The organism is Streptomyces sp. NPDC059861 (genome assembly GCF_042731435.1).
Classification (GTDB): domain Bacteria; phylum Actinomycetota; class Actinomycetes; order Streptomycetales; family Streptomycetaceae; genus Streptomyces.
Window position 1 is genome coordinate 58,605 of record NZ_JBHWJQ010000037.1, and the last position, 25,220, is coordinate 83,824.

The 25,220-nt window shown below is 70.5% G+C and carries 26 protein-coding genes; 9 read left to right on the plus strand and 17 right to left on the minus strand.

What is annotated here, in order from left to right; translation table 11 throughout:
• Positions 1-38 precede the first annotated feature (38 nt).
• The 11 genes from dapD to ACFV6X_RS27905 form a co-directional block, all read right to left on the minus strand.
• Positions 39-1,028 carry a 2,3,4,5-tetrahydropyridine-2,6-dicarboxylate N-succinyltransferase gene (gene dapD, locus ACFV6X_RS27855; RefSeq protein ID WP_385387820.1) on the minus strand — a complete coding sequence of 330 codons (990 nt, stop codon included), beginning with the start codon at positions 1,026-1,028 and terminating at the stop codon, positions 39-41.
• Positions 1,029-1,081: 53 nt separating this feature from the next.
• Positions 1,082-1,651 (minus strand): TetR/AcrR family transcriptional regulator, encoded by a 570-nt coding sequence (locus tag ACFV6X_RS27860; protein ID WP_385387822.1) that lies wholly within the window; start codon positions 1,649-1,651, stop codon positions 1,082-1,084.
• The gene (locus ACFV6X_RS27865) at positions 1,651-1,971 is read right to left on the minus strand and encodes a DMT family transporter (protein WP_385387824.1); all 321 of its coding nucleotides are present in this window, start codon (positions 1,969-1,971) and stop codon (positions 1,651-1,653) included. The genes ACFV6X_RS27860 and ACFV6X_RS27865 overlap by 1 nt, the downstream gene beginning before the upstream one ends.
• A gap of 252 nt (positions 1,972-2,223) precedes the next feature.
• Entirely contained in the window at positions 2,224-2,556 is a 333-nt protein-coding gene (locus ACFV6X_RS27870) for a metal-sulfur cluster assembly factor (RefSeq protein WP_093546390.1), read from the minus strand.
• On the minus strand, positions 2,553-3,023 hold the full coding sequence (sufU, locus tag ACFV6X_RS27875; RefSeq protein ID WP_385387826.1) for a Fe-S cluster assembly sulfur transfer protein SufU: 471 nt from the start codon (positions 3,021-3,023) through the stop codon (positions 2,553-2,555). Before sufU ends, ACFV6X_RS27870 begins: the two co-directional genes overlap by 4 nt.
• 16 nt (positions 3,024-3,039) lie before the next feature.
• Complete coding sequence (locus tag ACFV6X_RS27880) at positions 3,040-4,296, minus strand: cysteine desulfurase (protein ID WP_385387828.1); 1,257 nt, start codon at positions 4,294-4,296, stop codon at positions 3,040-3,042.
• Entirely contained in the window at positions 4,293-5,078 is a 786-nt protein-coding gene (gene sufC / locus ACFV6X_RS27885) for a Fe-S cluster assembly ATPase SufC (protein WP_385387830.1), read from the minus strand. Before sufC ends, ACFV6X_RS27880 begins: the two co-directional genes overlap by 4 nt.
• A gap of 7 nt (positions 5,079-5,085) precedes the next feature.
• Positions 5,086-5,406 (minus strand): bifunctional 3-phenylpropionate/cinnamic acid dioxygenase ferredoxin subunit, encoded by a 321-nt coding sequence (locus tag ACFV6X_RS27890; protein WP_385387832.1) that lies wholly within the window; start codon positions 5,404-5,406, stop codon positions 5,086-5,088.
• Positions 5,403-6,626: a Fe-S cluster assembly protein SufD gene (gene sufD, locus ACFV6X_RS27895; protein WP_385387833.1), complete on the minus strand. Its 1,224-nt coding sequence runs from the start codon at positions 6,624-6,626 to the stop codon at positions 5,403-5,405. The genes ACFV6X_RS27890 and sufD overlap by 4 nt, the downstream gene beginning before the upstream one ends.
• Positions 6,627-6,712: 86 nt before the next feature.
• On the minus strand, positions 6,713-8,134 hold the full coding sequence (gene sufB, locus ACFV6X_RS27900; RefSeq protein WP_385387835.1) for a Fe-S cluster assembly protein SufB: 1,422 nt from the start codon (positions 8,132-8,134) through the stop codon (positions 6,713-6,715).
• Positions 8,131-8,868, minus strand: coding sequence for a helix-turn-helix transcriptional regulator (locus ACFV6X_RS27905; RefSeq protein WP_385387837.1), 738 nt, complete (start codon positions 8,866-8,868; stop codon positions 8,131-8,133). The genes sufB and ACFV6X_RS27905 overlap by 4 nt, the downstream gene beginning before the upstream one ends.
• Positions 8,869-9,034: 166 nt before the next feature.
• Between ACFV6X_RS27905 and ACFV6X_RS27910 the strand changes: the two genes are divergently transcribed.
• The 4 genes from ACFV6X_RS27910 to ACFV6X_RS27925 are packed head-to-tail and all read left to right on the plus strand — an operon-like array spanning position 9,035 to position 12,661.
• Positions 9,035-9,847 carry an aminoglycoside N(3)-acetyltransferase gene (locus ACFV6X_RS27910; RefSeq protein ID WP_385387839.1) on the plus strand — a complete coding sequence of 271 codons (813 nt, stop codon included), beginning with the start codon at positions 9,035-9,037 and terminating at the stop codon, positions 9,845-9,847.
• A 31-nt stretch (positions 9,848-9,878) separates the two neighbouring features.
• Positions 9,879-10,802, plus strand: coding sequence for an ABC transporter ATP-binding protein (locus tag ACFV6X_RS27915; protein WP_385387841.1), 924 nt, complete (start codon positions 9,879-9,881; stop codon positions 10,800-10,802).
• On the plus strand, positions 10,799-11,578 hold the full coding sequence (locus ACFV6X_RS27920; RefSeq protein WP_385387843.1) for an ABC transporter permease: 780 nt from the start codon (positions 10,799-10,801) through the stop codon (positions 11,576-11,578). The genes ACFV6X_RS27915 and ACFV6X_RS27920 overlap by 4 nt, the downstream gene beginning before the upstream one ends.
• Positions 11,579-11,635: 57 nt before the next feature.
• The gene (locus ACFV6X_RS27925; protein ID WP_385387845.1) at positions 11,636-12,661 is read left to right on the plus strand and encodes a heme A synthase; all 1,026 of its coding nucleotides are present in this window, start codon (positions 11,636-11,638) and stop codon (positions 12,659-12,661) included.
• On the opposite strand, the gene ACFV6X_RS27930 is transcribed toward ACFV6X_RS27925, so the two are convergent.
• From ACFV6X_RS27930 to ACFV6X_RS27945, 4 genes are all read right to left on the minus strand, one after another.
• Complete coding sequence (locus tag ACFV6X_RS27930) at positions 12,616-13,353, minus strand: nucleotidyltransferase (protein ID WP_385387846.1); 738 nt, start codon at positions 13,351-13,353, stop codon at positions 12,616-12,618. The genes ACFV6X_RS27925 and ACFV6X_RS27930 overlap by 46 nt on opposite strands.
• A gap of 18 nt (positions 13,354-13,371) precedes the next feature.
• Positions 13,372-14,478, minus strand: coding sequence for an amidohydrolase family protein (locus tag ACFV6X_RS27935; protein WP_385387848.1), 1,107 nt, complete (start codon positions 14,476-14,478; stop codon positions 13,372-13,374).
• A gap of 140 nt (positions 14,479-14,618) precedes the next feature.
• On the minus strand, positions 14,619-14,930 hold the full coding sequence (locus tag ACFV6X_RS27940) for a hypothetical protein (RefSeq protein ID WP_385387850.1): 312 nt from the start codon (positions 14,928-14,930) through the stop codon (positions 14,619-14,621).
• 64 nt (positions 14,931-14,994) lie between these two features.
• Positions 14,995-15,948 (minus strand): heme o synthase, encoded by a 954-nt coding sequence (locus ACFV6X_RS27945; protein WP_385387869.1) that lies wholly within the window; start codon positions 15,946-15,948, stop codon positions 14,995-14,997.
• 373 nt (positions 15,949-16,321) lie between these two features.
• Here ACFV6X_RS27945 and tkt point away from each other — a divergent pair, with 373 nt between their 5' ends.
• The 5 genes from tkt to pgl are packed head-to-tail and all read left to right on the plus strand — an operon-like array spanning position 16,322 to position 22,996.
• Entirely contained in the window at positions 16,322-18,424 is a 2,103-nt protein-coding gene (gene tkt, locus ACFV6X_RS27950; RefSeq protein ID WP_385387852.1) for a transketolase, read from the plus strand.
• Between the two features lie 34 nt (positions 18,425-18,458).
• Positions 18,459-19,577 carry a transaldolase gene (gene tal, locus ACFV6X_RS27955; RefSeq protein ID WP_385387854.1) on the plus strand — a complete coding sequence of 373 codons (1,119 nt, stop codon included), beginning with the start codon at positions 18,459-18,461 and terminating at the stop codon, positions 19,575-19,577.
• A 4-nt stretch (positions 19,578-19,581) separates the two neighbouring features.
• Positions 19,582-21,111, plus strand: a complete 1,530-nt coding sequence (gene zwf, locus ACFV6X_RS27960) for a glucose-6-phosphate dehydrogenase (protein ID WP_385387855.1) — start codon at positions 19,582-19,584, stop codon at positions 21,109-21,111.
• The gene (opcA, locus tag ACFV6X_RS27965) at positions 21,108-22,217 is read left to right on the plus strand and encodes a glucose-6-phosphate dehydrogenase assembly protein OpcA (protein WP_385387857.1); all 1,110 of its coding nucleotides are present in this window, start codon (positions 21,108-21,110) and stop codon (positions 22,215-22,217) included. Before zwf ends, opcA begins: the two co-directional genes overlap by 4 nt.
• Entirely contained in the window at positions 22,214-22,996 is a 783-nt protein-coding gene (pgl, locus tag ACFV6X_RS27970) for a 6-phosphogluconolactonase (protein WP_385387859.1), read from the plus strand. Before opcA ends, pgl begins: the two co-directional genes overlap by 4 nt.
• Positions 22,997-23,055: 59 nt before the next feature.
• On the opposite strand, the gene ACFV6X_RS27975 is transcribed toward pgl, so the two are convergent.
• Positions 23,056-23,895 (minus strand): carbohydrate ABC transporter permease, encoded by an 840-nt coding sequence (locus ACFV6X_RS27975; protein WP_385387871.1) that lies wholly within the window; start codon positions 23,893-23,895, stop codon positions 23,056-23,058.
• A 14-nt stretch (positions 23,896-23,909) separates the two neighbouring features.
• Positions 23,910-25,220 (minus strand): ABC transporter permease subunit (locus ACFV6X_RS27980; RefSeq protein ID WP_385387861.1); only part of this gene is annotated, 1,311 nt, incomplete at its 5' end.

The following is a 25,220-nucleotide window of genomic DNA, read 5'->3' on the forward strand; positions in this document are numbered from 1 at the left end:
TAATCCGTTTAAGTGATCGTTTCGAGCGATGACGACCGTCAGTTGTGGCTGTGCAGTACGTCGTTCAGGCCGCCCCACTCCGCGTTGTTCGGGCGGGCCTCGACCGTGCCCGTGACGGAGTTGCGGCGGAAGAGGATGTTGGAGGCGCCGGAGAGTTCGCGGGCCTTGACGATCTGGCCGTCGGGCAGGGTGACGCGGGTGCCGGCGGTGAGGTAGAGGCCCGCCTCCACCACGCAGTCGTCGCCGAGCGCGATCCCGATACCGGCCTCGGCGCCCACGAGGGAACGCTCACCGATGGCGACCCGCTCCTTGCCGCCGCCGGACAGGGTGCCCATGGTCGACGCGCCGCCGCCGATGTCGGAGCCGTCGCCGACCACGACGCCCTGCGAGATACGGCCCTCGACCATGGAGGTGCCGAGGGTGCCGCCGTTGAAGTTGACGAAGCCCTCGTGCATGACGGTGGTGCCCGCGGCGAGGTGGGCGCCGAGGCGGACACGGTCGGCGTCGGCGACCCGAACGCCGGCCGGAGCCACGTAGTCGGTCATGCGCGGGAACTTGTCGACACCGAACACGCTCAGGTGCAGGCCCCGGGCGCGGGCGGCCAGGCGGACGGTCTCCAGGGTGTCCACCGCGACCGGACCGAGGGAGGTCCAGGCCACGTTGGCGAGCAGGCCGAAGATGCCGTCGAGGTTCGCCTCGTTCGGCTTCACCAGGCGGTGCGAGAGCAGGTGGAGGCGCAGGTACGCGTCGTGGGTGTCGAGCGGCTTGTCCTCGACCGAGGAGATGACCGTGCGGACCGCCACGACCTGGACGCCGCGCACCTCGTCCTTGCCGAGGGCCGCGACGCCGTGCTCACCGAGCAGTTCGGCGGTGCGCGCCTCGTCGAGGCGCTCGGTACCGGCCGGACCGGGTTCGGCGGCCAGCTCGGGCGCGGGGAACCAGGTGTCGAGAACAGTGCCGTCCGCGGCGATCGTGGCAAGGCCGGCGGCCACGGCGCCGGTGGTGCGAGGAGCAGTCGTGTCGGTCATGAGGGCAACCTAACCGGCGGGGGGCCACGGATGCGAACCAGCGCGGGGGTGTCTCAGCCGGCGGGCGGGGTGGCTGCGCCGGCCGCGGGACGCACGACCCGCCCCAGCGCCTCCCGGGCCCACCCCTCGTCGTACGCCACCCCCGTCAGCAGCACCTGCAGGCAGATCCCGTCCATCAGCGCCAGCAGCGCCCGCGCGGTCGCGGGGTCCGTGCGCCGGGCCAGGTGTTCGCCCACGTCCTCGGTCCACTCCGCGGCCACGGGCCTGAGCGCCGGGCGGCGCAGCGCGGCGAGGTACAGCTCGTACTCCAGCTCCACCCCCGTACGGTCCCCCGCGAGCCACTCGCCCAGGAGCGCGGCCAGCTCGGCCGGCAGGTCGGCCCGCGGGTCGGTCAGCGACTCACGCCCGGCGACCAGCCCGGCGAAGCCCTCGTTCGTCTGCCGCAGCGCCGCCACCAGCAGGTCGTCCAGCGTCTTGAAGTGGTACGTCGTCGAACCGAGCGGCACGTCGGCCTCCGCCGCGACGGACCGGTGGCTCAGCCCGGCGATCCCCTTGGCGCCGACCACCCGGATCGCCGCGTCGATGATCCGCTGCCGCCGCTCGGGGTCGTACCGCCGGCCCATCAGTGCGACCCGCCCAGGTTGAGCACCACGACGCCCGCGACGATCAGCGCGATCCCGGCGGCCTTGGCCACGCTCATCCCCTCCCCCAGGAACAGCATCCCGATCACCGCGATCGCCGCGGTGCCGACGCCGGCCCAGATCGCGTACGCCGTCCCGACGGAGACCGTCTTCAGGGTCTGCGCCAGCAACGCGAACGCGATCACATAGCCGACGGCGGTGATGAGCGAGGGTCCCAGCCGCGTGAAGCCGTGGCTGTACTTCATGGCGGTGGTGGCGGCCACCTCGGCGGCTATGGCGCCGGCGAGCAGAACGAATCCCATGTGTACGAGGGTACGCAACGTTATGTACGTCCGTACACAACGGGCGGGAGGCGGTCCACGACGGGCACGGCCGCACCGCCGGCAAGAGCGCCCTGGCGTCCGCCCACGCGTCGGGGACCACGTCGTGCGAGCACGCGACGGCAACGGTGAGCACGGGTACGGGAACGACCACGACCACGATGACGACCACGGATACGACAGTGGCCCCCGGCATGACACCGAGGGCCACTGAAGAAACCCGCGAGACCGACCTCAGACGTTGAACCCGAGCGCCCGCAGCTGGTCGCGCCCGTCGTCCGTGATCTTGTCCGGACCCCACGGCGGCATCCAGACCCAGTTGATGCGCAGCTCGCTGACGAGGCCGTCCGTGGCGGACTTGGCCTGGTCCTCGATGACGTCGGTGAGCGGGCAGGCCGCGGACGTCAGGGTCATGTCGACGGTCGCCACGTTGGAGTCGTCGACGTGGATGCCGTAGATCAGGCCGAGGTTGACGACGTCGATGCCCAGCTCGGGGTCGACGACGTCCATCAGGGCCTCGCGGAGCTCCTCCTCCGAGGCCGGTTTCATCTCCACGGTCTCGCTCATGCCGTCTTCCTTTCGGCGTCGGCGTCGGCACCCAGTGCCTGGGCCGTCGCGTCCTTCCACGCCATCCAGCTGAGGAGGGCGCACTTGACCCGGGCCGGGTACTTGGAGACTCCCGCGAACGCGACCGCGTCCTCCAGGACGTCCTCCATCGCGTCGTCCGGTTCGATCTTCCCCTTGGACTGCATCAGCTCCAGGAAGGTCTCCTGGATCCGCTGCGCCTCGGCAAGCTCCTTGCCGACGAGGAGTTCGTTCAGTACGGAGGCCGAGGCCTGGCTGATCGAGCAGCCCTGGCCCTCGTACGAGACATCGCTGATGGTCGAGCCGTCGTACCTCACCCGCAGGGTGATCTCGTCGCCGCAGGTCGGGTTCACATGGTGTACCTCGGCGTCGCCGTCCCGCAGACCACGCCCGTGAGGGTTCTTGTAGTGGTCCAGGATGACTTCCTGGTACATGGAATCCAGTTTCACCGTTTCAGCACGCCCCTCAGCCGAAGAAGTTCCGTACGTGCTCCAGACCGTCGACCAGAGCGTCGATCTCGGCCGGCGTGGAGTACAGATAGAACGACGCTCGCGTGGTCGCAGGAATTCCGTAGCGCAGGCAGACCGGGCGGGCGCAGTGGTGCCCCACGCGGACCGCGATGCCCTGCTCGTCCAGAACCTGGCCCACGTCGTGCGGGTGGATGTCACCGAGGGTGAAGGAGATCGCGGCGCCGCGCTCCTCGGCCGTGGTCGGGCCGATGATCCGCAGGTCGGGGACCTCCGTCAGGCGCTTGACCGCGTACTCGGTGAGCGCGTGCTCATGGGCGAGGATCTTGTCCATGCCGATCGCGCTCAGATAGTCGATCGCCGCGCCCAGGCCGACCGCCTGCGCGATCGGCGGGGTGCCCGCCTCGAACTTGTGCGGGGCGGGGGCGTACGTCGACGAGTGCATCGACACCGTCTCGATCATCTCGCCGCCGCCGAGGAACGGAGGAAGGTCCTCCAGCAGCTCCTGGCGGCCCCACAGCACGCCGATGCCGGTCGGGCCGCACATCTTGTGGCCGGTGAAGGCCACGAAGTCGGCCTGGAGGGCCTGCACGTCCAGCGGCATGTGCGGCGCGGCCTGCGAGGCGTCGATGCAGACCAGCGCGCCGACCTCCTGCGCGCGGCGCACTATCGCCTCGACGGGGTTGTGGGTGCCCAGGATGTTGGAGACCAGCACGAAGGAGACGATCTTCGTCTTCTCGGTGATGATCTCGTCGATGTTGGAGAGGTCGAGCCGGCCGTCGTCGGTCAGGCCGAACCACTTCAGCTTCGCGCCCGTGCGCTGCGCCAGCAGCTGCCACGGCACGATGTTGGAGTGGTGCTCCATCTCCGTGATGACGATCTCGGTCTCGTGGTCCACGCGGTAGGGCTCGTCGGCCCAGCCCAGCATGTTCGCCACGAGGTTGAGTGACTCCGAGGCGTTCTTGGTGAAGATCACCTCGTCGCGGGAGGGCGCGTTGACGAACTCGGCGACCTTGTCGCGCGCGCCCTCGTACAGCGCCGTGGCCTCCTCGGCGAGCACATGCACACCGCGGTGGACGTTGGCGTTGTAGCGCTCGTAGTACTCGTTCAGGGCGTCCAGCACCTGACGCGGCTTCTGCGAGGTCGCCGCGTTGTCCAGGTACACGAGCTTCCGGCCGTCGTGGATCTGTCGGTCCAGGATGGGGAAGTCCTTGCGGATCGCCTCGGTGTCGAGGAGGCCCGGCAGCTGTGTCACGCGGATACGCCACCCTTCGTGTCGACTTCGTCGAGCTTCGCGTATGCCTCGTAGCCCTCGTTCTCCAGCTTGTCGGCGAGCTCGGCGCCACCGGACTCGACGATCCGGCCGGCGGAGAACACATGGACGAAGTCGGGCTTGATGTAGCGCAGGATGCGCGTGTAGTGCGTGATCAGCAGGGTGCCGACCTCGCCGGTCTCGCGGACCCGGTTGACGCCCTCGGAGACCACGCGCAGCGCGTCGACGTCCAGACCGGAGTCGGTCTCGTCGAGGATCGCGACCTTCGGCTTGAGCAGCTCCAGCTGGAGGATCTCGTGGCGCTTCTTCTCACCGCCGGAGAAGCCCTCGTTGACGTTGCGCTCGGCGAAGGCGGGGTCCATGTTGAGGCGCTCCATGGCCTCCTTGACCTCCTTCACCCAGGTGCGCAGCTTGGGGGCCTCGCCGCGGATCGCGGTGGCGGAGGTGCGCAGGAAGTTGGAGACCGAGACGCCGGGGACCTCGACCGGGTACTGCATCGCGAGGAACAGGCCGGCGCGGGCGCGCTCGTCGACGGACATCTCCAGGACGTCCTCGCCGTCGAGGGTGACGGTTCCGGCGGTGATCGTGTACTTCGGGTGACCCGCGAGCGAGTAGGCGAGGGTCGACTTGCCCGAGCCGTTGGGGCCCATGATGGCGTGCGTCTCGCCCTGCTTCACGGTGAGGTCGACGCCCTTGAGGATCTCCTTCGTGGCGTTGTCGGCCTCGACGGTGACGTGCAGGTCTCGGATTTCAAGCGTTGCCATGGGTGCCTCAGGACTCCTGGGTGAGGGAGACGAGCACGTCGTCCCCTTCGATCTTTACGGGGTATACGGGGACGGGGCGCGTCGCGGGGAGGCCGGACGGCTTGCCGGTGCGCAGGTCGAACGACGATCCGTGCAGCCAGCACTCGATCTGGCAGTCCTCCACCTCGCCCTCGGAGAGCGAGACGTTCGCGTGGGAGCAGATGTCGTTGATCGCGAACACCTCCCCCTCGGTGTGCACGAGGGACACCGGCGTGCCGTCGAGTTCCACCCGCTTCGGGGTGTCCTCCTCCAGCTCGCTCAGCGCGCACGCGCGTACGAAGGTGGTCATCCGACCGATGCCTCCAGCTCCTCGTCGATCTTGGTGAGCAGACGTTCCTCGATGTCCGGAACGCCGATCTGCTGGACCAGTTCGGCGAAGAAGCCGCGCACGACGAGACGGCGGGCCTCCTGCTCCGGGATGCCGCGGGCCATCAGGTAGAACAGCTGCTCGTCGTCGAAGCGGCCGGTGGCGGACGCGTGCCCGGCGCCGACGATCTCGCCGGTCTCGATCTCCAGGTTCGGCACCGAGTCGACCCGCGAACCGTCCGTGAGGACCAGGTTGCGGTTCATCTCGTAGGTGTCCGTGCCCTCGGCGCTGGCCTCGATCAGCACGTCGCCGATCCACACGGCGTGCGCCGCGTCGCCCTGGAGCGCGCCCTTGTAGACGGCGTTCGACTTGCAGTGCGGGGTGTTGTGGGTGACCAGCAGGCGGTGCTCCTGGTGCTGCCCGGCGTCCGTGAAGTACAGGCCGAGGAGCTCGGCCTCGCCGCCGGTGCCGGAGTACTGCACGCGCGGGTGCAGTCGTACGACGTCACCGCCGAAGGTGACGACCACGGACTTGAAGGAGGCGTCGCGTCCGACGAGGGCGTTGTGCTGGGCCACGTGCACGGCCTTGTCGTCCCAGTCCTGGACGGAGACGACGGTCAGCTTGGCGCCGTCACCGAGGAGGTAGTCGACGTTGGCGGCGAGCACGGTGTCACCGGTGTGGTCGATGACGACGACGGCCTCGGCGAAGGCTCCCAGTTCGATGACCTGGTGGCCGTAGGCGACCCCGCCCTCGCCGTGCACCGCGATGCGGATGGGCTCGGTGAGGACCGTGTCCTTGGGGACGGTGACGACCCCGGCCTTCTCGAACGCCGAGTACGCCTGGGCGGCGACGCGGTCCACCGGGGTGCCGGCCTTGCCGAGCCGCGCGTCGTCGCGGCCGACGGTCTCGACGACGACGCCCGCGGGGGCCTCGACCTCGATCCGCACACCGTCGCCGGTGGCGACCGCGGTGCCGTCGTGCAGGCCGCGCAGGCGCTCCAGCGGGGTGAACCGCCACTCCTCCTCACGACCGCGCGGGACCGGGAAGTCCGCCACGTCGAAGGACGGGGGCGCGCTCATGCGCGAGACGACGGTCGACTCGGCGGCCACCGCGATCTGGCCTGCGGTGGTGGAACCCAGCGGTGGGGGTCCCCCCTGTCCGAGTGGAGTCGAGGACTTGGGGGAGTTCTGAGCCTCAGCCATGGCTGTCGGTCTGCTCTCTTCCTACGTTTACGATCTTCGGCCCGCCGCGGGGGCGGGCCGCCTGCTGCTGTTCCGGACGGCGGGCGTCAGCCGACCGCGCCTTCCATCTGCAGCTCGATCAGCCGGTTGAGCTCAAGGGCGTACTCCATGGGCAGCTCCTTGGCGATCGGCTCGACGAAGCCGCGCACGATCATCGCCATCGCCTCGAACTCGCTCAGACCGCGGCTCATCAGGTAGAAGAGCTGGTCCTCGGAGACCTTGGAGACGGTCGCCTCGTGGCCCATGGACACGTCGTCCTCGCGGACGTCGACGTACGGGTACGTGTCCGAGCGGGAGATGGTGTCGACGAGCAGCGCGTCACAGAGCACGTTGGACTTCGAGCCCGGGGCGCCCTCGCCGATCTCGATCAGACCGCGGTAGGACGTACGGCCGCCACCGCGCGCCACCGACTTGGAGACGATGTTGGACGAGGTGTTCGGAGCCATGTGGACCATCTTGGCGCCGGCGTCCTGGTGCTGCCCCTCGCCCGCGAAGGCGATGGACAGGGTCTCGCCCTTGGCGTGCTCGCCCATCAGGTAGACGGCCGGGTACTTCATCGTCACCTTGGAGCCGATGTTGCCGTCGACCCACTCCATGGTCGCGCCCTCGTAGGCGACGGCGCGCTTGGTGACCAGGTTGTAGACGTTGTTCGACCAGTTCTGGATGGTCGTGTACCGGCAGCGGGCGTTCTTCTTGACGATGATCTCGACGACCGCGGAGTGCAGCGAGTCCGACTTGTAGATCGGGGCGGTGCAGCCCTCGACGTAGTGCACGTAGGCACCCTCGTCGACGATGATCAGCGTCCGCTCGAACTGGCCCATGTTCTCGGTGTTGATCCGGAAGTAGGCCTGCAGCGGGATCTCGACGTGCACGCCCGGCGGCACGTAGATGAAGGAGCCGCCCGACCACACGGCGGTGTTCAGCGACGCGAACTTGTTGTCACCGACCGGGATGACGGTCCCGAAGTACTCCTTGAAGAGCTCCGGGTGCTCCTTCAGCGCGGTGTCGGTGTCCAGGAAGATGACGCCCTGCTCCTCCAGGTCCTCGCGGATCTGGTGGTAGACGACCTCCGACTCGTACTGGGCCGCGACACCGGCGACGAGGCGCTGCTTCTCCGCCTCCGGGATGCCGAGCTTGTCGTACGTGTTCTTGATGTCCTCGGGCAGGTCCTCCCAGGACTCCGCCTGCTTCTCCGTGGAGCGCACGAAGTACTTGATGTTGTCGAAGTCGATGCCCGACAGGTCCGAGCCCCAGTTCGGCATGGGCTTCTTCTCGAAGAGCTTCAGGCCCTTGAGACGCAGCTTGGTCATCCACTCCGGCTCGGACTTCTTGTCCGAGATGTCGCGGACGACAGCCTCGCTCAGGCCGCGCTTCGCTGCGGCACCGGCTACGTCGGAGTCGGCCCAGCCGTATTCGTACTTGCCCAGACCCTCGAGTTCGGGGTGGGCAGTCTCCGTGGGGAGAGTCATGCGGGGTTCCTCCCGGCCGTGCTTGCAGTGTTGTCGGTCTTGGAAGTCTTGGGGATGAACGTCGTGCAGACACCGTCGCCGTGCGCGATGGTGGCCAGCCGCTGGACATGCGTACCGAGCAGCTCGGCGAAGATCTCCGTCTCGGCCTCGCACAGCTGCGGAAACTGCTCGGCGACATGGGCGACCGGGCAGTGGTGCTGGCACAGCTGTTCCCCGGTGGGGGCGCTGCGCGCCGTTGCAGCGTACCCGTCCACGCTCAGGGCCTTGGCCAGCGCTTCCGCGCGCTTCTCGGGGGCGGCCGACTCGACGGCCTCGCGGTACCCGCCCGCCTGGGCGGCCATGCGGGCGCGGGCGAAGGCGGCGACCGCCTCGCTGCCGCCCTCCCGCTCGGCGATCCAGCGGAGCGCGTCGGCGGCGAGCTTGTCGTAGGACTGGTCGAAGGCGTCGCGGCCGCAGTCGGTCAGGGCGAACACCTTGGCGGGGCGGCCGCGAGTGCGCGCTCCGTAGACCCGCTGCTCGCGTGCCTCGACCACGTCGTCGGCGACCAGCGCATCCAGGTGCCGGCGTACGGCCGCCTGGGTGAGTCCGAGCCGTCCGGCGAGGTCGGCGACGGTCGACGGGCCGTGGTCCAGGATGGATCGCGCGACCCGGTTGCGCGTCGAGCGCTCACCGGTCGCGAGCTCCTCCTGAGGGGCCCCCATGGGGGTCTCCCGAGCCTCGCCGACGTTTTTCACAACGCCATTGTTGCGTAATTCCTCAGAGCCTGACAAGCGGCGGCCGATCCCCGGACCGGTGCCCTGCGTCACTTAGGTCTACCTAAGCCGACCTGCGGAAACGATCTTTGATCGATCGGACCACGGGCGACCGGTGGCGCCGCCGGGCCAGGAACACTCCGGGACCATGCCCACACCCCCTCCGACCGGCCCTCTCGTGACCCGCGACGCGCTCGCCGCACAGTTGCGCGCGCTGGGCGTGCGGGCGGGTGAGACGCTGCTCGTCCACTCCTCCCTCAGCGCGCTCGGCTGGGTCTGCGGAGGCTCCGTGACGGTCGTCCACAGTTTGCTCGACGCCCTCGGCCCACAGGGCACGCTCGTGGTCCCGACGCAGTCCGGGGAGCTCTCCGACCCCGCGGTGTGGTCCGCCCCGCCGGTCCCCCCCGAGTGGTGGGCGACGATCCGCGCCACCATGCCCGCGTACGACCCCCTGATCACCCCGGCCCGTGGGGTGGGCGTGGTCCCGGAGACCGTACGGAGGTGGCCTGGGGCATTGCGCAGCGCGCACCCACAGACCTCCTTCGCGGCGCTCGGGCCGCGCGCCGCCGAGATCGTCGACGGCCACGCGACCGACTGCCGGCTCGGCGAGCGCAGCCCGCTGGCCCGGCTGGAGGCGCTCGGCGCCCGGGTGCTGCTGCTCGGCTGCGGCTACGACTCCTGCACCAGCTTCCACCTCGCCGAATACCGGATACCGGCCCCGCTCGTCGCGGTGGGGCGGCCGGGTACGGCGGGCTGGGAGGTGGTGACCGAGGTGTCGATCTCCTCGGCGCGGTTCGACGAGCTGGGTCACGACTTCGAGCGGGACCGTCCCGTCGTGCGGGGCCGGGCGGGCGCGGCCGAGGCGCGGCTGTTCCCGGTGGCGGACGCGGTGGCCTACGCGGAGCGGTGGCTGGCGCTGCACCGCCCCCGTGCGGAGGAGTTCCTGCACCCGCCCGTCTGAGCGACCGGGCACGTACCTAGACTCTGGACCCATGCGAAGTGAGCCCGTGGTCCAGGTGCAGGCCCTGGTGAAGCGGTACGGCGACAGGACCGCGGTGAACGGCCTCGACCTGCAGGCCCGGGCGGGCGTGACCGCCGTGCTCGGGCCCAACGGGGCGGGCAAGACGACCACGGTCGAGATCTGCGAGGGGTACCGCAGGCCGGACTCCGGCACGGTGCGCGTCCTGGGCCTCGACCCGGTGCGGCAGTCCCGCGAGCTGCGGCCGCGGATCGGGGTGATGCTCCAGTCCGGCGGCGTCTACTCCGGCGCCCGCGCCGACGAGATGCTCCGTCATGTGGCCCGGCTGCACGCGCACCCGCTGGACGTGGACACCCTGATCGAGCGCCTCGGCCTCGGCAGCTGCGGCCGTACGAGCTACCGCCGCCTCTCCGGCGGCCAGCAGCAGCGGCTGGCGCTGGCCATGGCCGTGGTGGGCCGTCCGGAGCTGGTGTTCCTGGACGAGCCGACCGCCGGCCTCGACCCGCAGGCACGCCGGGCCACCTGGGGCCTCGTACGGGACCTGCGCGCCGACGGTGTCTCCGTGATCCTCACGACCCACTACATGGACGAGGCCGAGCAGCTCGCCGACGACGTCGCGATCATCGACGCCGGCCGGGTCATCGCCCAGGGCTCCCCGGAGGAGCTGTGCCGCGGCGGCGCCGAGAACACCCTGCGCTTCACCGGCCGCCCCGGTCTCGACGTCAACTCCCTGCTCAAGGCGCTTCCCACGGACTGCGCGGCCGCCGAGCTGACGCCGGGCGCGTACCGGGTCGTCGGCAAGGTGGACCCGCAGTTGCTGGCGACGGTGACATCGTGGTGCGCCCAGCACGGGGTGATGCCGGACCGCATCTCGGTGGAACGGCACACCCTCGAAGACGTCTTTCTGGAGCTCACGGGCAAGGAGTTGCGATCATGACCGCCGCGGCCGAGAACGGCACGTACGCCCCCAGGCCCGGTGCCGCCCCGCTCCTGCGCATGATCGCGGCGCAGGCGGCGCTGGAGACCAGGATGCTGCTGCGCAACGGCGAGCAGCTGCTGCTGACGGTGATCATCCCGACGCTGCTGCTCGCGCTCTTCAGCACCGTCGACATCGTCGACACCGGCGAGGGCAGGGCCGTGGACTTCCTCGCCCCCGGCGTCCTCGCGCTCGCCGTGATGTCCACGGCCTTCACGGGCCAGGCCATCGCGACGGGTTTCGAACGCCGGTACGGCGTGCTGAAGCGGCTGGCGTCCACCCCGCTCCCCCGCTGGGGCCTGATGACCGCGAAGTCCGCGTCCGTGCTGGTCGTCGAGGTGTTCCAGGTGCTCCTCGTGACGGTGATCGCCCTCGCGCTGGGCTGGTCGCCGCAGGGCGATCCGTTCGCCGTCCTGCTCCTGCTGGTCCTCGGTACGGCGGCCTTCTCCGGCCTCGGTCTGCTGATGGCGGGCACGCTCAAGGCGGAGGCGACGCTGGCCGCGGCGAACCTGGTGTTCCTGCTGCTGCTCGTCGGCGGCGGCGTCGTCGTCCCGCTCGACAGGTTCCCGGACGCCGCGCAGAGCGTGCTCGGTCTGCTGCCCATCGCGGCGCTCTCGGACGGCCTGCGGGACGTGCTCCGGCACGGCGCGGGGATGCCGTGGGGCGACCTGGGGATCCTCGCCGGATGGTCGGTCGTGGGGCTGGCGGCGGCGGGCCGCTTCTTCCGCTGGGAGTAGCCCGGGGCGCGGGCCTGCGGGGACCCTAGTGAAAGCGTGCACAAGCCCGGGCCTACGATGGTCGGCGTGCCAAACGTGACCCCCTCCGACGCCGCAGCCGCCGTGCGCAACCCGCTCGCCTTCATCGCCGCGCGCTGGACCCCGACCCTCCGGACGGTTCGGCGGGCCGCGCTCGCCGCCCTCGTGATGGCGGTGCTCATCGTGGTCACCGGCGGCGCGGTCCGGCTGACCGGCTCGGGCCTCGGCTGCCCGACCTGGCCCAAGTGCACGACCGACTCCCTGACCACGACCCGCGAGATGGGTCTGCACGGCGTCATCGAGTTCGGCAACCGCATGCTGACGTACGTGCTGTGCGCGGCCGTCGGCTGGGCGATCATCGCGGCCCGCGCGCAGAAGCCGTGGCGGCGCGGCCTGACCCGGCTGGGCTGGGCTCAGTTCTGGGTCGTCATGAGCAACGCCGTGCTCGGTGGCATCGTCGTGCTGGTCGGCCTCAACCCGTACACGGTCGCTGCCCACTTCCTCGCCACCACGGCGCTCATCACGGTCGCCGCGGTGATGTGGCAGCGCAGCCGGGAGGGCGACGGGGCGCCGCGCCCGCTGGTCGGCACGGCCGTGCGGCAGCTGGTGTGGTGCCTGATCGTCGCGAGCGTCCTGCTGATCGCGGTCGGCACGGTGGTCACCGGCGCGGGCCCGCACGCGGGTGACTCCAGCGACGTGCCGCGCATGCCGGTGGACTGGGAGACCGTCAGCAAGATGCACGCCGTGCTGGCGTGGATCGTGGTGACACTGACCTTCGCACTGTGGTTCGTCCTCAAGGCGGTCGGCGCCCCGCGCGACCCGCTGAACCGCACCCGCGACCTGTTCCTGGTCCTGCTCGCCCAGGGCGTCATCGGCTACGTCCAGTACTTCACCGACCTGCCCGAGCTCCTGGTCGGCCTGCACATGCTCGGCTCCTGCCTGGTCTGGATCGCGGTGCTGCGCGTGGCCCTGGCCCTGCGCGAACGCCCGGCGGACCTTCCGGCCGACCCGTCGGCGCCTCAGGAGTACGCCGCCACCAGCGCGTCGATGGCCGGCCCCAGGTAGCTCCGCGTCAGCTCGCCCCGCCGCGCCGTCCACCCGGGGGCGGGCGGCGCGGGATCCCCGTACCGGCGCTCCCGGACGTCCTCGACCACCGCCACGGGCGCCCCGAGACCGGGCAGCACCTCCAGCGCCTCCCGCTTGGAGATCAGCCGCCCGTCGCGCAGGGTGACGGTCGCCCGGGCGAAGGTCGTCAGCCCCACGTCCACCCAGGCGTCCCGCGTCCACAGCCGCGCCCGGTGCACGGCGGGCCGCCAGAACTCCCGCTGGTCGCGTACGACGAAGTCGTCGAGTTCCAGGTCCGGCACGGGTGCGAGCAGGTCCGCCGGCGGCAGTCCGTGCAGCACGCGGCCGAAGGCGTGCAGCTCACGGCGGGTGACGGGGGTGACCGGGCGCCGCATCAACCGCCGGTGCGCCCACGTGAGATGGGGCCGCCGGGAGTCCTCGGAGGCACCCGGCGTCAGATAGCTGCAGTGCAGCCCGGCCGCGAGGGGCTCGGCACGCAGCCGGCTGTGCAGCGTCGCGACCCGCCACGCGAGGGCCGGCGTGGCGGGCTCCGGCAGCACCGCGATCAGGTCGAGGTCGCTGCGTCCCTCCTGGTAGTCGCCCCCGGCCAGCGAACCGTGCGCCCACAAGGCGAGCGGCCCGAGCGGTCCGAGTGCGGCGAGGAAGCGGTCGAGCAGGTCCTGGGTCGGCATCCGCCCAGTCTCCACACCTCAGTCCAGGCCGTACACCCTGCGCGCGTTGCCCGCCGCGATCAGACTTGCGACGCGCTGAGCGTCCGTCAGGGACCAGGCGCCCTCGGTGACCCAGGCGCCCAGGACGCGGGCCAGCGCCTCACGGAACAGCCGGGCGCCCACCACGTGCAGTTCGGGCAGGCCCTGTGCGCCGCTGGAGAAGAGGATCTTGCCGAAGGGGGCCAGTTCCAGGATCTCGGCGAGCACGGTGGCCGCGCGGGCGCCGGTGCGGACCAGGGCGGCGCCGGAGTCGGCGTAGACGTGCGGGAAGACGCCGGCGAGGTGGGCGGCGTGCCGGTGGTACGGGTAGCCGTGCAGCAGGACCAGGTCGGTGCCCAGGCCGGCGGTTGCACGGACGAAGTCCGTCAGGAGCACCGGGTCCGTGCGGTCGATGCGCAGACCCGGCTCGCCGAGCCCGGCGTGCAGTTGGAGGGGAAGTCCTGAGGCGACCGCGATCCACAGCAGATGCCGCAGCAGCACCGGGTCGCTCAGCTCGCCGCCGACCCGGCGGGCGGCCAGCCAGCGGCCCGCGGCGCCGCGCACCTCGCCCGGCCCCGGCGGCTCGGGCGCGAGCGCGAGACCGTGCCGGACACCCGCGACGGAGGTGAAGGCGACGGCGTGCACGGCGGCCCCGTGCACCGACTCGGCGAGGTTCGCCAGGAACGACTCGACGGTGCCGGAGGTGTCGGCGACCTGCTCGGCCAGCAGCTCGAGGCGGACGACCTCACGCGCCTCGGCGGTGGCGGTCGAGGCCATCTCGGTGGGGCCGGTGAGGTCGCCGGGCAGCCCGGTGTCGACGAGATACGTCGTGATGCCGCTGCCGCGCAGCAGCCGCCGGGCCGCCTCCAGCACACCGAGTTCGCGCCGCCGGGCGAGATAGCGGGCGGGCGGGCAGTGCGGTTCCAGGCCGAGCAGCGGGGGGCACCAGCGGCGTACCGCGAAGCCGGTCTGGGTGTCGAAGAGGGTGGTGCCGGGGGCGGGCGGGCCCTCGGTGCGGGCCAGCTGGGCCTCGAAGGTCCCGAGGCCCAGCTCCGTTCTCAGGACGCCGTGGCAGTACTGGTCCACGAGGGACGGCGTTTCGATCATCCGGACTCCCGGGACTGGACCACGTACTCCTACGAGTCCTAACGGGTGAACCGGGTGTCAGGTGTTGCGTTCCCCGCACCTCGGAAAAACGTCCGGGAAAAGCCGGGGAATGCCGGGCGGAAGCCCGGAAAGGGGGCTGCTCAGCCGCCGATCTGGATGCCGGCCATCCGCTTCCACTCGTACGGGCCGGTCTTCACCTTCGCCGCGAACTCGCCGTCGAAGGCCTCGTGCACGGTCAGACCGGACTGCTGCACCGCCTTCTCGGCGGTCTCGTAGGACGGTGCCACCAGGTCGCCCCAGCCGCCGTCCTCACCGACCAGCACGATCCGGGCCCCGCGCTCACCGAGGTACGCGACCTGGGCCTCGGCGCCTCCGTGGGCCTTGGCGAAGGCACTGATCTGCTTGGCCAGCCGGCTCACCCGGCGCTCGTCCACCTGCTGCGTGTCTCCCATGACCAGGATGCTACCGACGGGTAGACCGAACGGCGACGGGCGGGGTGCGTGGTCTTGCCCACGACTAGCGGAGGAAGGGATCCACCGCCACTGCCACGAACAGCAGCGACACGTAGGTGATCGACCAGTGGAACAGCCGCATCTCCTTGAGCTTCCCGCCCGTCACCTCGGCCTTCGCCCGGTTCTGCAGGGCGTGCGCCTCCCACAGCCACCAGCCGCCGGCCGTCAGCGCGACCAGTGTGTAGAACCAGCCGGTGTAGCCGAGCGGGGTCAGCAGCAGGGAGACGGCGACCATGACCCAGCTGTAGAGCACGATCTGCTTGGCGACGACCTTGTTGGACGCGATGACCGGCAGCATCGGCACGCCGACACGCGCGTAGTCGTCCTTCACCTTCATCGACAGCGGCCAGTAGTGCGGCGGCGTCCAGAAGAAGATGACCAGGAACAGGATGAACGGCGCCCAGGAGAGGGAGTTCGTCACGGCGGACCAGCCGATCAGCACCGGCATGCAGCCCGCGATGCCGCCCCACACGATGTTCTGCGAGGTACGGCGCTTGAGGAGCATCGTGTAGACGATGACGTAGAAGAGCAGTGCGCCGAGGGCGAGCCAGGCGGACAGCCAGTTGACGGCGAGGCCGAACAACAGGGTGGAGGCGATCGCCAGGGCGATGCCGAAGGCCAGGCATTCGCGCGGGCTGACCATGCCGGTGACCAGCGGACGCTGCGAGGTGCGGTCCATGAGCGCGTCGATGTCACGGTCGATGTACATGTTGAGCGCGTTGGCGCCACCCGCGGAGAGGTACCCGGCGAGGCAGGTGACGAGCACGAGACCGAGGTCGGGGACGCCCTGCTCGGCCAGGAACATCACCGGCACCGTGGTGATCAGCAGCAGCTCGATGATCCGCGGCTTGGTCAGCGCCACGAACGCCTTGACACGGGCCCCGAACGGCCGGTGAGTCGGGCTCTGGCTCGTCCCGATTACCCCCGCAGGACGGGATTCAACGGCCGTCACGCACACCCCTGACAGAGACATCCCAGCAAGCCCGACCGTGTGAAGTCCCGGTAAAGGCTCGCGCGTACCACGCCACTGTAGACGTTGCCCATACCGCGACCTTCGCGGGGGTGGGGTCGTGTTGGAGGGTGCGCTCCAAGGTGCGCGCAGAGCGTCGATTGAGCAGTCGGATGAGCGGCTGCGTATTCATCTGCCGAATGCGGAATGACCCGGTCGGGAGGCGGATCGACGACACTCCCGGCAGTCTGGAATCACTCGAAAAAACGCACGTTCTTACGGGGGTAGGCTCGACAGCGGCCGGTGGGCGCGATGTGCACCGGCAGCCGGTGTGCGCCCAGGACACCGGCCTTCGACATGTGGAGAGGAGCCCTGACCCAGGGTGAGCACCAAGCCGACCACCACAGACCTCGAGTGGACCGAGCTGGACCAGCGGGCCGTCGACACCGCCCGCGTCCTGGCCGCCGATGCCGTACAGAAGGTCGGTAACGGCCATCCCGGTACGGCGATGAGCCTGGCGCCGGCCGCCTACACCCTCTTCCAGAAGGTGATGCGGCACGACCCGGCGGATGCCGACTGGGTCGGGCGGGACCGTTTCGTCCTGTCCGCCGGGCACTCGTCCCTGACCCTCTACACCCAGCTGTACCTGGCCGGCTTCGGCCTGGAGCTGGACGATCTGAAGGCCTTCAGGACCTGGGGTTCGAAGACCCCCGGCCACCCCGAGTACGGCCACACCGTGGGCGTCGAGACCACCACCGGCCCGCTCGGTCAGGGTGTCGCCAACGCGGTCGGCATGGCGATGGCCTCCCGCTACGAGCGCGGTCTGTTCGACCCGGACGCGCCCGAGGGCGAATCTCCGTTCGACCACTTCATCTACTGCATCGCCGGTGACGGCTGCCTCCAGGAGGGCATCTCCGCCGAGGCCTCCTCCCTCGCCGGCCACCAGAAGCTCGGCAACCTCGTCCTGCTGTGGGACGACAACCACATCTCGATCGAGGGCGACACCGAGACCGCCGTCTCCGAGGACACCGTCAAGCGCTACGAGGCCTACGGCTGGCACGTCCAGCGCGTGGCCCCGAAGCCGGACGGCGACCTGGACCCGCACGCCCTGTACGACGCGATCGAGGCGGCCAAGCAGGTCACCGACCGGCCGTCCTTCATCGCGATGCGCTCGATCATCGCCTGGCCCGCGCCGAACGCCCAGAACACCGAGGCCGCGCACGGCTCGGCGCTCGGCGACGACGAGGTCGCCGCCACCAAGCGCGTCCTCGGCTTCGACCCGGAGAAGACCTTCGAGGTCTCCGACGAGGTGCTCGACCACACCCGCCAGGCGCTGGAGCGGGGCCGGCAGGCGAAGGCCGCGTGGGACAAGTCGTTCCAGGCGTGGCGCGACAACAACCAGGAGCGCGCCACCGAGTTCGACCGCATCGCCAAGGGCGAGCTGCCCACCGGCTGGGAGGAGAAGATCCCGGTCTTCGAGGCGGGCAAGGGCGTCGCGACGCGTGCCGCGTCCGGCAAGGTGCTCCAGGCGCTCGGCGCCGTGATCCCCGAGCTGTGGGGCGGCTCCGCCGACCTGGCCGGCTCCAACAACACGACGATCGACAAGACGTCGTCCTTCCTCCCGGCGGACAACCCGCTGCCGGAGGCCGACCCGTACGGCCGCACGATCCACTTCGGCATCCGCGAGCACTCCATGGGCGCGGAGCTGAACGGCATCACGCTGCACGGACACACCCGTGTCTACGGCGGCACCTTCCTCGTCTTCTCCGACTACATGCGCAACGCGGTACGCCTCGCGGCGCTGATGCACCTGCCGGTGACGTTCGTGTGGACGCACGACTCCATCGGTCTCGGTGAGGACGGCCCGACGCACCAGCCCGTCGAGCACCTGGCGTCGCTGCGCGCCATCCCCGGTCTGAACGTGGTCCGCCCGGCGGACGCCAACGAGACCGCGATCGCCTGGCGCGAGATCCTCGGGCGCTACACCAAGGAGTACGGCAAGGGCGCCCCGCACGCTCTCGCGCTGACCCGCCAGGGCGTGCCGACGTACGAGCCCAACGAGGAGGCGGTGCGCGGCGGTTACGTGCTGTTCGAGGCCGAGGGGGCCGAGGGGCAGAACACCGAGCCCGAGGTCATCCTCATCGCCACCGGTTCCGAGGTGCACGTCGCCGTCGAGGCGCGCGAGCAGCTCCAGGCCGACGGGGTGCCGACCCGGGTGGTGTCCATGCCGTCCGTGGAGTGGTTCGAGGAGCAGGACCAGGGGTACCGGGACAGCGTGCTTCCCCCGTCCGTGAAGGCTCGCGTCGCTGTCGAGGCGGGTATCGGACTGACCTGGCACAAGTACGTCGGGGACGCCGGCCGCATCGTTTCCCTGGAGCACTTCGGTGCTTCGGCCGACGGCAAGGTCCTTTTCCGCGAGTTCGGCTTCACCGGCGAGAACGTGGCCGCGGCGGCGCGGGAATCGATCGCCGCCACCCAGCGCTGACGCTCATATACGACACGTAGGAGATGCAATTTCCATGACAGACGCACTGAAGCGCCTCTCCGATGAAGGCGTCGCGATCTGGCTGGACGACCTGTCGCGCAAGCGGATCACGTCCGGCAACCTCGCCGAGCTGATCGACCAGCAGCACGTCGTGGGCGTCACCACCAACCCGACGATCTTCCAGAAGGCCATCAGCAGCGGCGACGGGTACGAGCAGCAGCTCACCGACCTCGCCGCCCGCAAGGTCACCGTCGAGGAGGCCGTCCGCATGATCACGACGGCGGACGTCCGCGACGCCGCCGACATCCTGCGCCCGGTCTTCGACGCCACGGGTGGCAAGGACGGCCGGGTCTCGATCGAGGTCGACCCGCGCCTCGCGCACCACACCCGCGCCACCGTCGCCGAGGCCCGCCAGCTGGCCTGGCTGGTGGACCGCCCGAACACCCTGATCAAGATCCCGGCGACCAAGGCGGGTCTGCCGGCGATCGCCGAGACGATCGGCAACGGCATCAGCGTCAACGTCACGCTGATCTTCTCGCTGGAGCGCTACCGCGAGGTCATGGACGCCTACCTCACCGGTCTGGAGAAGGCGAAGGAGCGGGGCCTGGACCTCTCCAAGATCCACTCGGTGGCGTCCTTCTTCGTGTCCCGCGTGGACACCGAGATCGACAAGCGGATCGACGCGCTCGGCACCGACGAGGCCAAGGCGCTGCGCGGCAAGGCCGCCGTCGCCAACGCACGGCTCGCCTACCAGGCGTACGAGGAGGTCTTCAGCTCCGACCGCTGGAGCCCGCTGGAGAACGCCGGCGCCAACAAGCAGCGTCCGCTGTGGGCGTCGACCGGCGTGAAGGACAAGGCGTACAAGGACACCATGTACGTCGACGACCTGGTCGCCCCGAACACCGTGAACACCATGCCGGAGGCCACCCTCGTCGCGACGGAGGACCACGGGCGGATCACCGGCGACACCATCACCGGGACCTACGAGCAGGCCCGCGCCGACCTGGACGCGGTCGAGCAGCTCGGCATCAAGTACGACGACGTGGTCCAGCTCCTCGAGGACGAGGGCGTCGAGAAGTTCGAGGCGTCCTGGATCGACCTGCTGAAGTCGACCGAGGCGGAGCTGAAGCGCCTCGCCCCCTCGGAGGGCTGACACCTTGTCCTCTCCCGGAGCGAACCCGCTCCGTGACCCCGCAGACCGACGGCTCCCGCGTATCGCGGGGCCGTCGGGCCTGGTCATCTTCGGCGTCACGGGTGATTTGTCACGAAAGAAGCTGATGCCCGCGGTGTACGACCTCGCGAACCGGGGTCTGCTGCCGCCGGGCTTCTCGCTGGTCGGGTTCGCCCGCCGCGAGTGGGCCCATGAGGACTTCGCGCAGGTGGTCCACGACGCGGTCAAGGCACACGCCCGTACGCCGTTCCGCGAGGAGGTCTGGCAGCAGCTCATCCAGGGGATGCGCTTCGTCCAGGGCACCTTCGACGACGACGACGCCTTCGAGCGGCTGCGCGCCACGATCGACGAGCTGGACAAGGCGCAGGGCACGGGCGGCAACTTCGCCTTCTACCTCTCCGTGCCGCCGCGCTCGTTCCCGGTGGTCATCCAGCAGCTGAAGAAGCACGGGCTGGCCGACCAGAAGGGCGGCTCCTGGCGCCGCGCGGTGATCGAGAAGCCGTTCGGCCACGACCTGAGGTCGGCCGAGGAGCTGAACAAGGTCGTCCACGAGGTGTTCGCCCCGGAGCAGGTCTTCCGGATCGACCACTACCTCGGCAAGGAGACCGTCCAGAACATTCTGGCGCTGCGCTTCGCCAACACCATGTTCGAGCCGATCTGGAACCGGTCCTTCGTGGACCATGTGCAGATCACCATGGCCGAGGACATCGGCATCGGCGGCCGGGCGGGGTACTACGACGGGATCGGCGCCGCTCGTGACGTCATCCAGAACCACCTGCTCCAGCTGCTCGCGCTGACGGCGATGGAGGAGCCCGCCTCCTTCGACGCGGACGCGCTGGCCGCGGAGAAGACCAAGGTGCTCGGCGCCGTGAAGCTGCCCAAGGACCTGGGCCGCTCCACAGTGCGCGGGCAGTACGCGGCCGGCTGGCAGGGCGGCGCGAAGGTCATCGGCTACCTCGAAGAGGACGGCATCGACGCCAAGTCGAAGACCGACACGTACGCGGCCATCAAGCTGGAGATCGACAACCGGCGGTGGGCGGGCGTGCCGTTCTACCTGCGCACCGGCAAGCGCCTGGGCCGCCGTGTCACCGAGATCGCCGTGGTCCTCCAGCGCGCCCCGCACTCTCCCTTCGACACGACGGCCACCGAGGAACTGGGCCAGAACGCGATCGTCATCCGCGTCCAGCCCGACGAGGGCGTCACCGTGCGCTTCGGCTCCAAGGTGCCGGGCACCTCGATGGAGATCCGGGACGTCTCCATGGACTTCGCGTACGGCGAGTCCTTCACGGAGTCCAGCCCGGAGGCGTACGAGCGGCTGATCCTGGACGTCCTGCTGGGCGACTCGAACCTCTTCCCGCGCACCGAGGAGGTCGAGCTGTCCTGGCGGATCCTCGACCCGATCGAGTCGTACTGGGACAGCCACGGCAAGCCCGCGCAGTACCCGGCCGGCACGTGGGGGCCCGTCGAGGCCGACCAGATGCTCGAACGAGACGGACGGAGCTGGCGCCGGCCATGAAGATAGACCTCACCGACACCACGGCCAGCAAGATCAACAAGGCGCTTGTGCAGGGCCGCCGCGCCATCGGCACGCCCGCCGTCGGCATGGTCCTCACCCTGGTCGTCGTCACCGACGAGGAGAACGCCTACGACGCCCTGAAGGCGGCCGGCGACGCCTCGCGCGAGCACCCCTCGCGCACGCTCGTCGTCATCCGGCGCGTCTCGCGCAGCCCCCGGGACCGTACGCAGTCCCGCCTGGACGCCGAGGTGCGGGTCGGCGCCGAGGCGGCCACCGGCGAGACGGTCGTCCTGCGGCTGCACGGCGAGGTGGCCGAGCACGCGCAGTCCGTGGTGCTTCCGCTGCTGCTGCCGGACGCCCCCGTGGTCGTCTGGTGGCCGGTCGACGCACCGCTCGACCCGGCGGGCGACGCGCTGGGCGCGCTGGCCCAGCGCCGGGTCACCGACACCTACGCCGCCGAGCAGCCGGTACGGGAGCTGTCGGCCCGCGCCGACACCTACACGCCCGGCGACACCGACCTGTCGTGGACCCGCATCACCCCCTGGCGCTCGATGCTCGCGGCGGCCCTCGACCAGGTCGTCTGCGAGGTCAGGGCCGTCGAGGTGGAGGGCGAGGAGTTCAACCCGAGCTGTGAGCTGCTGGCGATGTGGCTCGCGGACCGGCTGGACGTCCCCGTCCGGCGCGCGCTGTCCTCCGGCCCCGGCCTCACGGCGGTCCGCATGGACACCGACTGCGGCCCGATCGCCCTCGACCGCGCCGACGGTTCGCTGGCCACGCTGTCCATCCAGGGCCAGCCGGACCGTGCGGTGGCGCTGAAGCGCCGGGACACGGCGGAGCTGATCGCGGAGGAGTTGCGGCGGCTGGACCCGGACGACACGTACGCGTCGGCGCTGCGGTACGGGGTGGAACGGCTGAACGCTCCCGCGCGGGCCTCCGCACCCGAGCCGTCGGCCCAGGACGACGTGCCCGTCGAGGAACTCCCGGCCAAAGGAGAAGCCCCCGGCGACGGGGCGGAAGCTCTCCCGGCTCCCGTCGAGACTGCCGCGAAAGCGCCCGCGAAGGACGCGTCGGCGACGGAACCGGTGAAGAAGGCGGCGGCGAAGTGAGCACACCCCAACTGGTCGTCCACCGCGACAAGGAACTGATGGCGCAGGCCGCCGCGGCCCGGCTGATCACGAAGATCGTGGACGCCCAGGCCTCGCGCGGCACCGCGTCCGTCGTCCTCACCGGCGGCCGCAACGGCAACGGCCTGCTGGGCGCGCTGGCCGCCGCGCCCGCCCGGGACGCCATCGACTGGTCCCGCCTGGACCTGTGGTGGGGCGACGAGCGCTTCCTGCCCGAGGGCGACCCGGAGCGCAACATCACCCAGGCCCGTGAGGCGCTCCTCGACTCCGTCCCGCTGGACCCCGAGCGCGTGCACGCCATGCCCGCGTCGGACGGACCGCACGGTTCGGACGTGGAAGCGGCGGCGGCCGCCTACGCCGAGGAACTGGCCGGGGCGGCGGTCCCGGAGAACCACGCCCCGGTCCCGACGTTCGACGTCCTGATGCTGGGTGTCGGCCCGGACACCCATGTGGCGTCCCTGTTCCCGGAACTCCCCGCGGTACGGGAGACGGACCGCATGGTGGTGGGCGTCCACGGCGCGCCCAAGCCCCCGCCGACCCGTGTCACCCTCACCCTCCCGGCCATCCGGGCGGCCCGCGAGGTATGGCTGCTGGCGGCCGGCGAGGACAAGGCCAACGCCGCGGCGATCGCCCTCTCGGGCGCCGGCGAGATCCAGGCCCCGGCAGCGGGAGCCCGTGGCCGTGCCCGCACCCTGTGGCTCCTGGACTCGGCAGCGGCCTCCCAACTCCCGAGATCGCTGTACCCACCGGCGTCTCCCTGACGGCAGGAGACGGCAACGCCGGGCCCGCCCCACGGTGGCGGGCCCGGACGGGCGGAGTCCTACTTGACCGACCCTGCCATCACCCCTTGGACAAAATGGCGCTGGAAGGCGAAGAACACCGCCACCGGGACGACCAGGGACACGAACGCGCCGGGGGCCAGGACGTCGATGTTGCTGCCGAACTGGCGGATCTGGGACTGGAGTTCCACCGTCAGGGGCTGGGAGGAGCTGTCCGCGAAGAGGAGGGCGACCAGCATGTCGTTCCAGACCCACAGGAACTGGAAGATGGCGAGGCTGGCGATGGCCGGGCGGCCCACCGGGAGGATCAGGCGGGTGAAGATGCGCCACTCGCTGCCGCCGTCCATCCGGGCCGCCTCCAGCATCTCCTTCGGTATCTCGGCGAAGTAGTTGCGCAGCAGGAACACCGCGAACGGCAGGCCGTAGGCCACGTGGAAGAGGACCACGCCCGGGATCGTGCCGAACAGGCCCAGTTGGCCGAAGAGTTTGGCCACCGGCAGCAGGCCGATCTGGACCGGCACCACCAGCAGGGCGACCACCAGCAGGAACAGCGGCTCGCGGGCGGGGAAGTCCAGCCAGGCGAAGGCGTATCCGGCGAGGGCCGCGACGACGACGACCAGGAACGTCGTCGGCACCGAGATCAGCACCGTGTTCCAGAACGCCTGCGTGATCCCCGAGTTCTGCAGCAGCGCGGAGTAGTTGTCGAAGGACAGCTGGCCGGGGCTGGTGAACACCGTCCACCAGCCGCCCTTCGCGGTGTCCTCGGCGGACCGCAGCGACGACAGGAACAGACCGGCCAGCGGGGTGAGCCAGATCAGGCCCACCACCACGAGGAAGGCCTGGACCAGGCTGTTGCCCAGGCTCCGGCGCACGGCGTTCATCGCCGACTCCCCTCTCATCGCTGACTCCTTCGGAAACGGCGGACGTTGAAGACCATCGCGGGGATCACCAGGAGCAGCAGCAGGACGCCCAGCGCGCTGCCGAGCCCCTGGTCGTTGCCGCCGCCGAAGGACACCAGCCACATCTGCGTCGCCAGCACGGTCGCGTCCTCCTGCACCGGACCGGGCGCGATGATGTAGACGAGGTCGAAGACCTTCATCACGTTGATCACCAGCGTGATGAAGACGACGGTCAGCACCGGCGCGAGCAGCGGAACCGTGATCTTCCGGAAGATCTGCCACTCGTTGGCGCCGTCCATCCGCGCCGCCTCCAGCGCGTCCCGGGGCAGCGCGGACAGCCCCGCGCCGATCAGCACCATCGCGAAGCCGGTCCAGATCCACAGGTACGCCCCGATGATCGCCGGTGTGACGAGCGCCGGGCCGAGCCAGGAGACGCCCTCGTAGGGCGGCGCGAAGTTCGAGGCCGGCAGCCGCACGGTGTACGAGCCCGCCTGCAGCCCCTCGAAGCGGAAGGAGCCGTCGGACGCGGTGGTCGCGGTACCGGCCGTCCTGCCGTCGCGCACCGCCTCCACCGTCATCTCCGGCAGCCCGCTCTCCTGCCGGTCGACGCGGCCCTGCTCCCCTCCTCCGCCGGGCGTGAAGTCCAGGTAAACGACCCCGCGCAGCTCACCGGCCCCGGCCTGCTGCCCGGCCGCCCCGTACGCGGGCTCCGCGCCGCCGGGCAGGTCACCCGGCAACACGCCGACCAGGCCGAGCGCCACCGTGTCACCCGGCGAGACCCCCGCGCTCGTCCGGTACGACCCGTCGGCCTCCTCGGTCAGACCCTGGCCGTCGCGCGCCCGCGCGGTCGGATAGGACGACATGCCCTCGAAGGCGTCATGGACGGAGACCACGGCGGCGTTCAGCACGCCCTTGTCCGGGTCCTCGTCGTAGGCGAGCCGGAAGATGATGCCGGCGGCCAGGAAGGACACCGCCATCGGCATGAACAGCAGCAGCTTGAACGCCGTCGCCCAGCGGATCTTCTCCACCAGGACGGCCAGGATCAGCCCCAGCCCGGTCAGCAGCGTCGGCGCCACGACGACCCAGATCGCCGTGTTGCGCACGGCTTTCAGCGTCGCCGGGTCGCGGAACATCTCCGTGTAGTTGTCGCCGCCCACGAACCGGGTGCCGGACGCGTCGAAGAAGCTGCGGCCGACGGAGAACAGCACGGGGTAGACGACGAGCGCGCCGAGCAGGAGCAGCGCGGGGAGGACGAAGAGCAGGGCGACGACCGGCCCCCGCCGCCGCCGGCGCCGGCTGTTTCCGGC